Annotated in this window: 11 protein-coding genes; 6 read left to right on the top strand and 5 right to left on the bottom strand. The window is 68.6% G+C overall.

Features of this window, described 5'->3' with window-relative positions:
- Window positions 1-68 precede the first annotated feature (68 nt).
- Both ACIGKL_RS16920 and ACIGKL_RS16915 read left to right on the top strand, forming a co-directional pair.
- Window positions 69-1,487 carry a transglycosylase SLT domain-containing protein gene (locus ACIGKL_RS16920; RefSeq protein ID WP_397487642.1) on the top strand — a complete coding sequence of 473 codons (1,419 nt, stop codon included), beginning with the start codon at window positions 69-71 and terminating at the stop codon, window positions 1,485-1,487.
- Between the two features lie 102 nt (window positions 1,488-1,589).
- Window positions 1,590-2,024 (top strand): DoxX family protein, encoded by a 435-nt coding sequence (locus ACIGKL_RS16915; RefSeq protein WP_397487641.1) that lies wholly within the window; start codon window positions 1,590-1,592, stop codon window positions 2,022-2,024.
- Between the two features lie 63 nt (window positions 2,025-2,087).
- Here ACIGKL_RS16915 and ACIGKL_RS16910 read toward each other — a convergent pair whose 3' ends face one another.
- On the bottom strand, window positions 2,088-3,023 hold the full coding sequence (locus ACIGKL_RS16910) for a LysR family transcriptional regulator (protein WP_397487640.1): 936 nt from the start codon (window positions 3,021-3,023) through the stop codon (window positions 2,088-2,090).
- 142 nt (window positions 3,024-3,165) lie between these two features.
- On the opposite strand from ACIGKL_RS16910, the gene ACIGKL_RS16905 reads away from it, so the two are divergent.
- A complete protein-coding gene (locus tag ACIGKL_RS16905) occupies window positions 3,166-4,395 on the top strand; it encodes an acyl-CoA dehydrogenase (protein WP_397487639.1) in 1,230 nt (409 codons plus the stop codon).
- A 158-nt stretch (window positions 4,396-4,553) separates the two neighbouring features.
- On the opposite strand, the gene ACIGKL_RS16900 is transcribed toward ACIGKL_RS16905, so the two are convergent.
- From ACIGKL_RS16900 to xthA, 4 genes are all read right to left on the bottom strand, one after another.
- On the bottom strand, window positions 4,554-4,712 hold the full coding sequence (locus ACIGKL_RS16900) for a hypothetical protein (RefSeq protein ID WP_397487638.1): 159 nt from the start codon (window positions 4,710-4,712) through the stop codon (window positions 4,554-4,556).
- A 3-nt stretch (window positions 4,713-4,715) separates the two neighbouring features.
- Window positions 4,716-5,717, bottom strand: coding sequence for a TerC family protein (locus ACIGKL_RS16895; RefSeq protein ID WP_397487637.1), 1,002 nt, complete (start codon window positions 5,715-5,717; stop codon window positions 4,716-4,718).
- A 167-nt stretch (window positions 5,718-5,884) separates the two neighbouring features.
- Window positions 5,885-7,267 (bottom strand): substrate-binding domain-containing protein, encoded by a 1,383-nt coding sequence (locus ACIGKL_RS16890; RefSeq protein ID WP_397487636.1) that lies wholly within the window; start codon window positions 7,265-7,267, stop codon window positions 5,885-5,887.
- Between the two features lie 92 nt (window positions 7,268-7,359).
- A complete protein-coding gene (gene xthA, locus ACIGKL_RS16885) occupies window positions 7,360-8,172 on the bottom strand; it encodes an exodeoxyribonuclease III (RefSeq protein ID WP_397487635.1) in 813 nt (270 codons plus the stop codon).
- 134 nt (window positions 8,173-8,306) lie between these two features.
- Here xthA and ACIGKL_RS16880 point away from each other — a divergent pair, with 134 nt between their 5' ends.
- From ACIGKL_RS16880 to ACIGKL_RS16870, 3 genes are all read left to right on the top strand, one after another.
- Complete coding sequence (locus tag ACIGKL_RS16880; RefSeq protein WP_397487634.1) at window positions 8,307-8,951, top strand: GNAT family N-acetyltransferase; 645 nt, start codon at window positions 8,307-8,309, stop codon at window positions 8,949-8,951.
- A 68-nt stretch (window positions 8,952-9,019) separates the two neighbouring features.
- Window positions 9,020-10,747 carry an autotransporter assembly complex family protein gene (locus ACIGKL_RS16875; protein WP_397487633.1) on the top strand — a complete coding sequence of 576 codons (1,728 nt, stop codon included), beginning with the start codon at window positions 9,020-9,022 and terminating at the stop codon, window positions 10,745-10,747.
- Complete coding sequence (locus ACIGKL_RS16870; RefSeq protein WP_397487632.1) at window positions 10,744-14,424, top strand: translocation/assembly module TamB domain-containing protein; 3,681 nt, start codon at window positions 10,744-10,746, stop codon at window positions 14,422-14,424. The genes ACIGKL_RS16875 and ACIGKL_RS16870 overlap by 4 nt, the downstream gene beginning before the upstream one ends.
- Window positions 14,425-14,664: the final 240 nt, after the last annotated feature.

Genomic DNA, 14,664 nt, shown 5'->3' with positions numbered 1-14,664 from the left:
CCTGGGAACTTGTTTCGCGGGCTGCGCTCTGAGTCCGGTGGCCTGCCCCGCCCATCCCTGGAGAATCGATGTCGCGATTGCTGCTGATCCTGTGCCTGCTGGCCCTGCTGCCGCTACCGGCCAGCGCGCGCCTGGCCGGGCCGCCGGAAGTCGGCAGCCAGGCTCGCAGCGCTCGCGACCTGCCGGCGATTCGCAGCAGCGGCGAGCTGCGCGTGCTGGTCAACCAGAGTCGCAACAGCTCGGGCGCGGTCAAGGGCCAGAGCATCGGCGTCGAGTACCACCGCCTGCGCGCCTTCGAACAGTACCTCAACCGCAACGTCCGCGACGGCCGCGGCCTGCGCCTGAAGATCATCCCCAAGGCCAAGGATCAGCTGCTCGGCGCCCTGCAGCGCGGCGAGGGCGATCTGGTGGCGCCGGGCGAGCTGCTCAACGTGCGCGCCGGGCGCGACGTCAGCGCCAGCGCGGCGATCCGCCGCGAGGTGCCGCTGGTGCTGGTGGCGAAGCAGGGCAACCGGCATTACCGCAGCCTCGAACAACTGGCCGGTCGCAGTCTGTCGCTGCCGGCCGGCAGCGCCGTGGGCGAGGCGCTGCGCAAGGTCAACCAGCAGCTGGCGGCGCGCAAGCTGCCGCCGATCGTGGTGGAGTGGGTCGACCCCAGCCTGGCGGTGGAGGACGTGCTGGAGATGGTCCAGGCCGGCATCTTCGAGCGCACCGCGGTGGAACTGCCGATCGCCGAGCGCTGGGCCAAGGTGATGCCCAAGCTCAGGGTGGACAGGCACCTGGTGCTGGCGCGCGACGGCGACATGAGCTGGTTCGTGCGCCCGGACGCGCCGATGCTGCGCGCCAGTATCGACCGCTTCTTCAGTGGTTATAAGAGTCCGGCCGATCAGGACGCCGCCTTCCAGCGCGTCTATCGGCGTCTGTACAAGGTCCATTCGCCGCTCGGTCGCACCGAGCGCCAGCGTCTGGAGCGGGTGCGCCCGGTGTTGCAGCAGCATGCCGAGCAGCAGGGTTTCGATTGGCTGCTGCTGGCAGCGCTGGCGTTCAAGGAGTCGACGCTGAACCCCTCGGCACGCGGCGCCAGCGGCGCCACCGGGCTGATGCAGATCACCCCGGCGGCGGCGCGTGCCGTCGGCGTGAGCAATATTCAGAGTCTGGATGGCAATGTCCTGGCCAGCAGCAAGTACCTGGCGATGATCCGCCGCACCTTCTTCAACAGCCCGCAACTCAACGAGCGCGAGCGCATGGCCTTCGTCCTCGCCGGCTACAACCTCGGCCCGCAGCGGGTACAGAGCCTGCGCGCCGAGGCCCGTCGTCGCGGCCTCAACGCCAATCAGTGGTTCTTTCAGGTGGAGCGGGTGGCCATGGAGCAGATGGGCATGGGCGTGGTGAGCTACGTCAATAGCGTGAATAAGTACTATCTTGCTTATGACCGTGAGCGCTATTTGCTGGAACCCGAGAAGGCGAGGCTCACGGCTGCAGAATGATCGCTTGATTCGATAGATATAAGCGGAATATTCCAATTTAATTATCGAATAATATGGATATTCTATGCGCCATCACCTCCCATATCTGAAGGAAGCCTTGCGATGAACAACCTGATCCAGAGCATCACCGCCACCCACGCCGGTTTCGGCATCACCATCCTGCGCATCGTCGCCGGCATCACCTTCGCCGCCCACGGCGCGCAGAAGCTGTTCGGCTGGTTCGGCGGCCATGGCCTGGCCGGCGTCGCCCAATGGATGGAAAGCATCGGCCTGGCGCCGGGCTACCTGATGGCGCTGGCGGCCGGCAGCGCCGAGTTCTTCGGCGGTCTCGCCCTGATCGTCGGTCTGCTGGCGCGCCCGGCGGCCGCGGTGCTGGCGGTGACCATGCTGGTGGCCATCGTCACCGTGCACCTGCAGCATGGCTTCTTCATGAGCAACAACGGCTACGAGTTCGCCCTGGCGCTGATGGCGATGAGCCTGGCGGTGTTGGTCGAAGGCGCCGGCAGGCTGTCGCTGGATGCCCAGCTGGCGCGCTGATTCGCCCCGCCCGAAACGAGAAGGCCCGCATCTGCGGGCCTTCTTGCGTTTACCACCCTGCACTCAGGCGGCGGGGGCTTGTTCGGCCTTCTTCTCCTGCGCCGCCACTTGCTGCGCCAGCTCGATCATCTGCTCGCGCATCCAGCGGTTGGCCGGATCCTGGTCGGTGCTCTCGTGCCAGTACAGGTGGGTTTCCAGGGCCGGCACGTCGCCGACCGGCAGCGCCACGTGGTGCAGATGGTGGCGGCGGGCGAAGCGCTCCGGCACGGTGATCACCATGTCGGTCTGCAGCATCACGCTGCTGGCCATCAGGTAATGCTGCGAGCGCAGGGCGATCTTGCGTTGGATGCCCATCTTGCCCAGGGCCAGATCCACGTAGCCCAGGCCGCTGCGGCGGCTGGAGATATGGATGTGGGTCAGCGACAGGTAGTCGTCGAGGCTGATCTTGTCCTTGGCCAGCGGGTGGCCCGGGCGCATGGCGCAGACGTAGCGGTCGTCCAGCAGCTTGACGTGGCGCACCTGCGGGTCGGTGTTGAGCGGCGCGTCGACGGCGAAATCCAGGCGCCCGGCGGCCAGCTCCTTGGTGGTTTCGCGGCGCTTGGCCAGAAAGCTCTCGATGCACACGTTCGGCGCCAGCCGGCGCAGGCGCTGGAACAGCGGCGGCAGGAGAATCTGCTCGGAGAGGTCGGTCATGCTGATGCGGTAGGTCTTGTTCGCTTGCTGCGGGTTGAAGGTGCGGCTCTCCTGCACCGATACGCGCAGCAGCTGCAGGGCGTTGCGCACCGGACCGATGATGTTCTGCGCCATCGGCGTCGGCACCATGCCCTGGGCGGTGCGCACGAACAGCGGGTCGTTGAAGGTCTCGCGCAGGCGGGCCAGGGCGTTGGACACCGCCGGCTGGGTGATGCCGACGATCTGCCCGGCACGGGTCAGGTTGGCCTCGGTGTAGATGGCGTCGAAGACGATGAAGAGGTTCAGATCCACCTTGGTCAGGTTCATGCCGGATGCGCTCCAGGGCTGTCGATATCAATCGATCATATATCGGTTATGAATGTTCATACACGCTAAAAATAGGTTCGATAAATCTTAGGCGCTGTTCTAGCATCTTTTCCACAACCGCACAGCCAAGAAGGTAGCCCCCATGGATTTCGCCTACTCCCCCAAGGTTCAACAGCTGCGTGAGCGCGTCACGGCGTTCATGGAAGCGCACGTCTACCCGGCCGAAGCGGTGTTCGAGCGGCAGGTGGCCGAGGGCGACCGCTGGCAGCCCACCGCGATCATGGAAGAGCTGAAGAACAAGGCCAAGGCCGAGGGCCTGTGGAACCTGTTCCTGCCCGAGTCCGACTACGGCGCCGGCCTCTCCAACACCGAGTACGCGCCGCTGGCGGAGATCATGGGCCGCTCGCTGATCGGCCCGGAGCCGTTCAACTGCGCCGCGCCGGACACCGGCAACATGGAGGTGTTGGTGCGCTACGGCAACGAGGCGCAGAAGCGCCAGTGGCTGGAGCCGCTGCTGTCCGGCGAGATCCGCTCGGCCTTCGCCATGACCGAGCCGGGTGTGGCCTCGAGCGACGCCACCAATATGCAGGCCAACGCCCGCCGCGAAGGCGACGAGTGGGTGATCAACGGCCGCAAGTGGTGGACCTCCGGCGCCTGCGACCCGCGCTGCAAGGTGATGATCTTCATGGGCCTGACCAACCCGGACGCGCCGCGCCACCAGCAGCATTCGATGATCCTGGTGCCGATGGATGCGCCCGGCGTCAGCGTGCTGCGCCCGCTGCCGGTATTCGGTTACGACGACGCGCCGCATGGCCACGCCGAGGTGCTGTTCGAGAACGTGCGGGTGCCCTACGAGAACGTGCTGCTCGGCGAGGGTCGCGGCTTCGAGATCGCCCAGGGTCGCCTCGGCCCGGGTCGCATCCACCACTGCATGCGTTCGATCGGCATGGCCGAACGGGCCCTGGAGCTGATGTGCAAGCGCGCCGTTTCGCGCACCGCCTTCGGCAAGCCGCTGGCACGCCTGGGCGGCAATATCGACCATATCGCCGACTCGCGCATGGAGATCAACCAGGCGCGCCTGCTGACCCTCAACGCGGCCTACATGATGGACACCGTCGGCAACAAGATCGCCGCCAGCGAAATCGCCCAGATCAAGGTGGTGGCGCCCAACGTGGCGCTCAGGGTGATCGACCGGGCGATCCAGATGCACGGCGGCGCCGGGGTCTCCAACGACTTCCCGCTGGCCTACTGGTACGCCATGCAGCGCACCCTGCGTCTGGCCGACGGCCCGGACGAGGTGCACCGCGCCGCCATCGGCAAGTACGAGATCGGCAAGTACGTGCCGCGCGAGGCGATGAAAGCCAGCCGCTGAACCAGGCGCTGAACAGCACGAGGCCCGCATTTTTGCGGGCCTCGTCGTTTATGCGCCGGAGCGAAGGGGCGCGCTGCTCCGAGGTTGCGTAGGGTGCGCCATGCGCACCCCGCCACGCTCTTAGGTGGTGCGCACAGCCTGGGCGGCCCCGCGCCGCCCTACTGTAGCTGGCCCAGCCACATCAGGCGCATCTGCAACTGTGCGGCGAAGGCGCGCGCGGCCAGCTCTTCGTGAAAGGTCAGCGCGCGGCGGCCGACGCGCACCTGCCACAGGCGCTGGCCGCCACGCTCCAGCTCATCTATGCGTACATCCGCCATGCTTCAACTCTGTTGTCGATCGGGTGCGGCCCGGTCGCGGGTTCTCAGCAGGGAGAGGATCACGCCGCCGGCCAGCAGGCCCAAGGTTACGCCAAGCGAGAGCAGGGCGGGAACCTTGACCAGGTCGTGGAGGAAGATCTTGCCGCCGATGTACATCAGCACCAGCGCCAGGGCGTACTTCAGGTAGATGAAGCGGTGCATCAGCGCGGCCAGGGCGAAATACAGCGAACGCAGGCCGAGGATGGCGAAGATGTTCGAGGTGTAGACGATGAAGGGGTCCTGGGAAATGGCCAGCACCGCCGGCACGCTGTCGACGGCGAACACCAGGTCGGCCAGCTCGATCAGCACCAGCGCCAGCAGCAGCGGCGTGGCATGCAGCAGCGGCTTGCCGCTGACCTGGTCCTGCAGGCGCACCAGGAAGTGGCCCTCGTGCAGCTCGTCGGTGACCCTGATATGCCGGCGCAGGAAGCGCAGCAGCGGGTTCTGCGCCAGATCCGGGTGATGTTCCTGCTCGTGCTCGCTGCGCAACATCTTGAAGCCGCTGAACAGCAGGAAGGCGCCGAACAGGTAGAGGATCCAGTCGAACTGCTGCACCAGCGCCGTGCCCAGGCCGATCATGATGGCGCGCAGCACTATCACCCCGAGGATGCCCCAGAACAGCACGCGGTGCTGGTAGCGACGGGGGATGCCGAAGTAGCCGAGGATCATCGCCATGACGAAGACGTTGTCCATCGACAGCGACTGCTCGACGAGAAAACCGGTGTAGTACTCCAGCGCCTTGGTCGCGCCGAGCTGCCACCAGATCCAGCCGCCGAAGGCGACGCCGACGCTGAAGTAGCCCGAATACAGCAGCAGGCTCTCGCGCATCTCGATTTCGTGCTGGTCGCGGTGCAGCACGCCGAGGTCGAGCACCAGCAGGGTGACGATCAGCACGAGAAAGGCCAGCCAGAACCAGCCGGGGGTACCGAACAGCGGGGTGGTGAAAAAGGCGAGTAGAGCGTCCATGAGCCCTCCCTGAATGTCTGCCTGAGTTGAATATCGACTCAGTGACTCCGACATCACGGTGAAAGCTCACCGCCAGAGGGGCCCGGCGTCACGCATAGACAGGCTAGCGCTTAACCCGGCAAGCCTCAAGCCAGCCCGCGGTTTCGCTCCACTTGCCGCTTGGCGCTCTAGTAGACCCAGACCTCGACCCGGCGATTGCGGACGCGCCCGTGATCCTCGCTGTTGGCCGCCACCGGCAGCTCGTCGCCGAGACCGGCGATTTCGCGAAACAACACGCCCTGCCTGGCCAGCTCGCGGCGCACGGCCATGGCCCGCAGCTTGGACAGCAGCTCGGCGCGGGCCGGGTCGCTCTTGGCGTCGCCGAAACCCACCAGCACCACCTGGTTATGCAGCTTGTCGTGGCGCTTGAGGTAGTCCAGCACCCGCGCCAGGTCGCGCTGGGCCTTGGTGTCCAGGCTGGCGCTGCCTTCCTGGAAACGGAAGTTCACCGACAGGCGCTGCGCCCGTTCGGCCAGCTGGCGATAGTCGGCCGGCATCTGCGCGCTGGGCTCGACGCGGACCGCCTGCACGGTCTGGGCGATAAAGCCGCTGGCGTCGACTATGGCCTGGCCGCGCGGGCTGTGGGCGAAGTCGATCAGCGCCTGGGCCCAGGGGTTGTCCGGTTGCGGCTGGTTGTAGAGGAACAGCCGGCGCGACAGCGGGTAGTCCTCGGTGGCGATCAGCGTGGTGCTCGGCGGCATCGGCTGCGAATCGCCGGCGGCGATGGCCACCGCCTTGGCCTGGCGGATATAGGGCAGGCCGATAAAGCCGATGCCCTGCGGATCGCCGCTGACCGCATCGGACAGCTGTGTGCTCGATTCGAAACGCTGGGCGCCGGCGGCCAGGCTGCGTCCGCCCGGCGCCAGCACCAGTTCCTTGAAGGTGTCGTAGGTGCCGGAGTTGTCGTCGCGGGCGTACAGGCGCACCGCCCCGGGGTTGCCGCCCAGCTCGCGCCAGTCGGCGATCTCGCCGGCGAACAGCTGCGCCACCTGCTCGACGCCGAGCACCGCGACGGGGTTGCTCGGGTGCAGGACGATGGCCAGGCCGTCGATGGCGATCACCTGTTCGGCCTGCGCGCTGCGCAGATCGCCGAGACCGGCCAGGGCGGCGGCTTCGCCGTCCTTGATCGGCCGCGACGAGGCGGCCAGGTCCGCCGTGCCGTCCTTGAGCGCGGCGAAGCCGGTGCCGGAGCCATGGGCGGCGACCTCGACTATCACCGCGCGGCCGTCGGCGTCGCGCGCCAGCAGGCGCTGCTCGTTCTCCGCCGCGCCGGCCTCGCTGCGGATATCGCGCAGGCCCTGGGCCTCGAACAGGCCCTTGACCAGTTCCGGGCCGAGCTTGGCGCCGATGGTGTTGGAGCCCTGCAGGCGCAGCACCGGCTGCCCGCCCTGCGAGGCGGGCAGGGCGGCGAACACCGACAGCGGCAGGGCATAGCAGATGAAGCCGAGGACCAGCAGGGACAGGGTGCGACTCCAGAGGTCGCGGTCGACGGCGGACGGGGCGCGCGGCATGCGGCAGACACCTTCTAGTGGGTGATGGAAAGTGCCGCGCAGATTAAGTCAGTCAGGTTGCGGTTATATGACGGCTGTGCGCCGCGGCCCGGTCAGCCCAGTTCGAGCCAGATCGGCGCATGATCCGAGGGCTTGTCCATGCCGCGCAGTTCGTAGTCGATGCCGGCGTCCTTGAACCGGCCCTGCAGCGCCTGGCTGGCGAGGATCACGTCGATGCGCAGGCCGCGCTTGGGCTCGTCCTCGAAGCCGCGGCTGCGGTAGTCGAACCAGCTGAAGCGGTCGTTCACCTCGGGGTTGAGCTGGCGGAAGCTGTCGACCAGGCCCCAGTTCTTCAGGGTCGCCAGCCACTCGCGCTCCTCCGGCAGGAAGCTGCACTTGCCGGTCTTCAGCCAGCGCAGGCGGTTGGGCTCGCCGATGCCGATGTCGCAGTCCTCGGGGCTGATATTGATGTCGCCCATCACCACCAGCGCCTGCTGCGGATCGAAGCGCTCGACCAAGAGCTGCTGCAGGTCGGCGTAGAAGCGCTGCTTGGCGGGGAACTTCAGCGGGTGGTGGCGGCTTTCGCCTTGCGGGAAGTAGCCGTTCATCACGGTCACCGGCTGGCCCTGGGCGTCGGCGAAGGTGGCGTAGATAAAGCGCCGCTGGGCGTCCTCGGCGTCGCCGGGAAAGCCCTTGTGCAGGTTCAGCGGTGCCTGGCGCGAGAGCAGGGCGACGCCGTAATGACCCTTCTGCCCGTGGTAGTGCACGTGGTAGCCGAGCTGGCGGATCTCGGCCTCGGGGAATTGTTCGTCGGCCACCTTGGTTTCCTGCAGGCCGATCACGTCCGGCTGGTGCTTGTCGATCAGGGCCTGCAGCTGATGGGGGCGGGCGCGCAGGCCATTGATATTGAAGGAGACGATTTTCATGGGCGGCGAATCCTGGGCAAAAGGCGATGCTAGCCGATCACTCGGTAGCGGAGCCAGCGCCTGGCGGCACATCGGGGTCACTGCTAAGTTGCCAGTGAGGCCAGTGCGCCGACACCAATAAATAGAGGTCAATCATGCCCCATAACGCTCCTGCCGAAGTCCGCATGCTCGACGGCGGCTACGCCCGCGAAGTGCGTTCGCTGCTCTACCACGCCTACCGCCACGAGCCGACCTTCGCCTACCTGTTCGAGGCCGAGCGGCCGGGCTTCGACCAGCGGGTGCGGGCCACGGTGCGCGAACTGGTGCAGCAGCACTTCGCCGAGGAGCTGCCGGCCATCGGCCTGCTGCTCGACGACCGGCTGATCGGCACCGCGCTGATCGCCCCGCCGCAGCGGCGCCTGGATATCACCGAGAGCTGGGGCTGGCGTCTGCGCATGCTGCTGAGCACCGGTTTCCGTTGCACCAAGCGCTACCTCGAGTACCACGACGCGGTGCTCGCCTGCCTGCCGCCGGGGCCCTATCACGTGCTGCCGCTGCTCGGCATCCATCCCGAGTTCCAGGGCCAGCACCGCGGCGAGCAACTGCTCGAGGCGCTGCACGATTGGTGCGCCGAGGATACCGGCTCGCAGGGCGTGGTGCTGGATACCGGCAATGCGCGCTACCTGGAGTTCTACAAGCGCCAGGGCTACGAGGAAATCGGCGAACTGGCCATCGGCCCGGTGGTGGAGCACGTGTTCTTCCACCCCAATCCGCAGCCGGTGGCGCGGGCGCGCGCCTGAACCCTGGCTGTCGCCGCTGTTCTCCACCGCTCTAGCTCGCCGTCCGCTCCGTGATAGCATCCCCGGCCATGAGCGTATATGGACATATCCGGCGCAGCCTGGCGCTGCTGCTGATCAGCACCGGGGCCCTCGCCGCCGGCGAGCTGGACGTGCGCATCAGCCCGGCCAATTCGGCCCTCAAGGCCAATATCGAAGGTTATGTGGGCAGCCTCGAGGGCCGCGACGGCCAGGCGCTGCGGCGCTTGCGCCGGGTCGCCGAGGCCGAGGCGGACAAGGCCGCGCAGGCGCTGGGCTACTACCAGGCGCGCATCCGCAGCCGCATCGAGGAGGGCGAGACGCCGCGCCTGGTATTGGAGGTGGAACCCGGCGAACGGGTGCGCCTGCGCAACGTCGACATCCGCATCGAAGGCCCGGCCAGCGAGCTGGCTGCCTTTCGCCTGCCCAGCGCCAGCCGCCTGCAGCCCGGCGCGGTGCTGCACCACGGCCGCTACGAAGACGCCAAGCGGCTGATCCAGAACCAGGCCTCGCGTTACGGCTTCTTCGACGGGCGCTTCTCCCGCCAGCGCCTGGATATCGACCCCGCCGCCGGGGTCGCCGATATCGAGCTGGTGTACCTCAGCGGGCCGCGCTACCGCCTCGGCGACCTCGCCTTCAGCGGCGACTTTCCCTTCGACGAGGCGCTGCTGCGGCGCATGGTGCCGTTCCAGGCGGACAGCCCCTACGATTCCGAGCTGATCGCCGAGCTGTACCAGGCGCTGCAGTCCAGCGGCTACTTCGAGTCGGTGCGCATCGACGCCATTCCCACCCAGGCCGAGCAGCTGCGCATTCCCGTGGCGGTCGCGCTGGTGACCCGCGAGCCGCGCACCCTGGGCCTGGGTGTGGGGTTTTCCACCGACGTCGGGCCGCGCCTGCGCGGCTCCTGGACGCGCCACTGGCGCAACCCGCAGGGCCATAGCTACGGGGTGGAGACCGAGCTGTCGGCGCCAAGGCAGAACCTCGGCCTGTGGTACGACATGCCCGGCGACCCGCCATTGACCGACAAGCTGCGCCTGGCCGGCGGCTACCAGTACGAGGAACTGGCCAGCAAGGACAGCCTCAGCCGTCTGCTCACCTTCGGTCCGGAGTGGCACAGCCAGCGCGCCGGCGGCTGGCAGCGGGTGCTGTCGCTCAAGTGGCAGCGCGAGGAGTACCGCCTGGGCGACGACTCCGGCCTGAGCACCCTGCTGATGCCGGGCGTCAGCTATTCGCTGCTGCGCAGCGACAACCGCCTCGATCCGCGGCGCGGCTATCGCCTGCAGTTCGATGTCTCTGGCGCGGTGGACGGGGTGCTCTCCGACGCCAACGTGGTGCACGGCAACGTCATGCTCAAGGGTCTGACCACGTTGCTGGACAACCATCGCCTGCTCGGCCGCGTGCAGCTGGGCGGCACCGAGACCAACGGCTTCTCCGGCGTGCCGCCGTCGCTGCGCTTCTTCGCCGGCGGCGACCAGAGCGTGCGCGGCTACGACTACCAGAGCCTGTCGCCGGAGAACGACCGCGGCGACAAGATCGGCGGCCGCTACCTGTTCGCCGCCAGTGCCGAGTACCAGTACAGCCTGACGGACAAGTGGCGCCTGGCCACCTTCGTCGACCAGGGCAACGCGTTCAACTCGCTGGACTTCCCCACCCTCAAGACCGGCGTCGGCTTCGGCCTGCGCTGGGTCTCGCCGGTCGGCCCGCTGCGCCTGGACCTGGCCCATGCGCTGGACGACGAGGGTGGCGTGCGCCTGCACTTCTCCATGGGGCCGGAACTATGAGGCGCGCACTCAAGTGGCTGGCGGCGGGGCTGCTGAGCCTGGCGCTGCTGCTCGGCGCAGCAGTGCTGGGCCTGCTGGGAACCCAGGGCGGCAGCCGCTGGCTGCTGGCGCAGGTGCCGGGGCTGACGGTGGAGAACTTCAGCGGCCGGCTCGGTGCGGCCTGGCAGGCCGATGCGCTGCGCTGGCAGCAGGACGGGCTGCGCGTGGAGCTGCAGCAGCTGGATTTCGCCTGGTCGCCGGCCTGCCTGCTGCGCCTGAGCCTGTGCCTGGATCGTCTGCACCTGGCGCGGGCCGAAATCGATCTGCCGGCCGACGAGGCACCGGCTGAGGAGCCAACTGCGCTGCCTAGCCTGAAGCTGCCGCTGCGCCTGCAACTGGGCGATATCCAGCTGGGCGAGTTGCGCCTCGACGGCCAGGCCCAGTTCAGCGAACTGAGCCTGATCGCCGCCTGGAACGACCAGGGCGTGACGCTGCAACGCCTGAGCCTGCGCCGCGACGAGCTGAGCCTGGAACTCAGCGGCGAGCTGACCCCGCAGGGCGACTGGCCGCTGGCCCTCAGCGGGCGCCTGCAGTTGCCGCAGGTGGACGGCAAACCCTGGCAGCTGGCGTTGCAGGTCGGCGGCGAGCTGCAGCGCAGCCTGACCCTGCAGGCCGACAGCACGGGCTATCTGGAAGCGCGCCTGGTCGGCGAGGTGCAGGCCCTGGCCGAGCATTTGCCGGCCGAGCTGCGCCTGAGCAGCGGCGACTTCGCGCCCAGCAGCGCCTTGCCGCCGACCCTGCGCCTGCAGCAGCTGGAGCTGCGCGCCAAGGGCGATCTGGCCAGCGGCTACCGCATCGACGGCGAGGCCAGCCTGCCGGCCGAGCAGGCGCCGATCGCCGTGCGCCTGCAGGGGCGCGTCGAGGCCCAGGGCGCGGATATCGAGCTGCTGCGCCTGCAGGGCGACGCCGAGCAGCACCTGCAGCTGCAGGGGCGCCTCGACTGGCGCGAGGCCTTTGCCGTCGACGCCAAACTGGACTGGCAGGCCTTCCCCTGGCAGCGCCTGTACCCGCTGGAGCAGGCGCCGCCGGTGAGCCTGCAGCAGCTGCAGGCCGAACTGCGCTACAGCGACGGCAACTACCTGGGCAACTTCGCCGGGCAACTGCAGGGGCCGGCCGGCGCCTTCAGCCTGAGTAGCCCGGTCAGCGGCGATCTCAAGCAGGTCAGCCTGCCGCAGCTGCAACTGCGGGCCGGCCAGGGCAAGCTCGACGGCGTGCTCAAGCTGGGCTTCGCCGCGGGCATCGACTGGCAGGCCATGCTCCAGCTCAGCGAACTGGATCCCGGTTATTGGCTGGCCGAGATGCCCGGCCGGCTCGGCGGGCCGCTGAACAGTCGCGGCAGTTTCAGCGAGGGCCGCCTGCAGGCGCAGGCCGATATCGACCTGGCCGGGCGCCTGCGCGGCCAGCCCGCGCAGCTGCAGGTACAAGGCGCCGGCGCCGGCGAGCAATGGCAGGTGCAGCACTTGCTGGCGCGTCTGGGCGACAACCGCCTGAGCGGGCAGGGCGCGCTGGATCAGCGCCTGCGCGGTCAGCTGCAACTGGCCTTGCCGCGCCTCGGTCAGCTCTGGCCGGGCCTGCAGGGCCAGGTGCAGGGCAGCCTGGAACTGGCCGGCACGCTGCAGGCGCCGCAGGGCCAGTTGCAACTCGGCGGCGAGCGCCTGGCCTTCGGTGAGCCCAGCCTGCGCCGCCTGCAACTGGAGGCCAGCCTGGATGCCCGGCAGCAGGGCAGGCTGGCCCTGCAGGCGCGCGGCATTCGCCTCGGCGACAGCTATCTCGGCCGCCTGCAGGCCGATGGCCAGGGCGATGCGCGGCGCCAGGCGCTGCAGCTGGAGCTGCAGGGGCCGCTGCTGCAACTGGCCCTGGCGCTGGACGGCAACCTGAGCGAGCAGGGCGACTGGCGTGGGCGCATCGCCAGCGGGCGGATCCAGAGCGGCGGCCAGGACTGGCAGCTGCAACAGCCGGCGGCGCTGCAGCGCCTGGCCAGCGGCCAGCTGAGCCTGGGCGCGCATTGCTGGCGGGCCGGCGATGCCAGTTTGTGCGGCGGTCAGCAGCGCCTGGCGCCGCAGCCGAGCCTGGATCTGCGCCTGGAGAACTTCCCCCTGGCCAGCCTGCAACCCTGGCTGCCGGCGGATTTCGCCTGGCAAGGGCGGCTCGACGGCCGGCTCGAACTGGAACTGCCGGCCAGCGGCCCCAGCGGGCGCATCCTGCTGGATGCCGGCGGCGGCAGCCTGCGCATTCGCCAGCCGGAGCAGGACCAGTGGCTGGATTTTCCCTACACCAGCCTGCGCCTGGACAGCACGCTGCGCCCGCAGCGGGTGGACAGCGAGCTGCGCCTGCTCAGCGAACGCCTCGGCGAACTGAGCCTGCAGGCGCAGCTCGATCCGCGGCAGGCAACCAAGCCGCTCAGCGGCCAGTTCCGCCTGAGCGGTTTCGACCTGGCCGTGCTGCGCCCCTTCGTGCCCATGGCCGAGCGCCTGGAGGGGCGCCTGCAGGGCAGCGGCAGGCTGTCCGGGCCGCTGCTGGCGCCGCAGGTCGACGGCCAGCTGCGCCTGGACGGCGGCGAGCTGGCCGGCAGCGAACTGCCGCTCAGCCTGCAGGCGCTGCAGCTGCAGGCGCTGATCGCCGGCGAGCGGCTGCAGCTGGCCGGCGACTGGCGCAGCGGCGAGCAGGGGCGCGGCAACCTGCGCGGCGAGCTGAGCTGGGCCGAGGGGTTGAGCGGCGATCTGTCCGTGCAGGGCCAGCGCCTGCCGCTGAAGGTCGAGCCCTATGCCGAGCTGGAAGTGGAGCCGGACCTGCAGTTGCAGCTGCGCGCCCAGCAACTGGCGGTGCGCGGCAAGGTCGGCATCCCGCGCGGGCAGATCGGCGTGCGCGAGCTGCCGGCCTCGACCGTCAAGCTGTCCGGCGACGCGCGGGTGGCCGGGCGCGAGACGCCGCTGGAGGAGGAGGCGCTGGGCATCGCCATGGACGTCGAGGTCGAGGTCGGCCAGGACATGCTGGCCTTCCGCGGCTTCGGCCTCACCGCCGACCTGCGCGGGCGCGTGCATATCGGCGACGACCTCGATACCCGCGGCGAGCTGGACCTGGTGAACGGCCGCTATCGCGCCTACGGCCAGCGCCTGACCATTCGCCGGGCGCGCCTGCTGTTCACCGGGCCCATCGATCAGCCGTTCCTCGACGTCGAGGCGATTCGTCGGGTGGACAACGTGGTCGCCGGCATCCGCCTGTCCGGCAGCGCCGAGCAACCCAGCACCACGGTGTTCGCCGAGCCGGCGATGAGCCAGGAGCAGGCGCTGTCCTACCTGGTGCTGGGCCGGCCGCTGGGGCAGGGCAGCGGCGACAACAACATGCTCGGCCAGGCCGCGCTGGCCCTGGGCCTGGCCGGCAGCAGTTCGCTGACCAGCAGCCTGGCCAGCAGCCTGGGCATCCAGGATTTCCAGCTCGACACCGAGGGCAGCGGCATCACCACCAGCGTGGTGGCCAGCGGCAACCTCACCGAACGTCTCAGCCTGCGCTACGGCGTCGGCGTGTTCGAGCCGGCGAATACCATCGCGCTGCGCTACCAGCTCGGGCGCAGGCTCTATCTCGAGGCGGCCAGCGGCTTGGCCAGTTCCCTGGACCTGTTCTATCGGCGCGATTTCTAGGCAGCGCGGAACCGCTCCGGCTTTTCCGGGGTCGAGCCGGATTAGCCAGGTGTTTCGTGCGGCTTTTCCCCAGCTGTTTGGAGAATGGTCGCGTTAATTTTTTTCTAAACAGTGAAAAGAACTTATTTCGTCTTCGTATACTTAGCCGCCCCCTCGATCCGGCAACCCTGGTGCAGCGCGGGGCGGTGACGAAAAAAACGGCGCTGCCTATCCGGCAGTCGATCATGCGACGGGTACCCA

The organism is Pseudomonas sp. NPDC077186 (assembly GCF_044543505.1).
In the GTDB taxonomy this organism is placed as follows: Bacteria; Pseudomonadota; Gammaproteobacteria; order Pseudomonadales; family Pseudomonadaceae; genus Aquipseudomonas.
The sequence above is the reverse complement of the archived record's forward strand: the minus strand, read 5'-3'. Positions and strand labels throughout refer to the sequence as shown.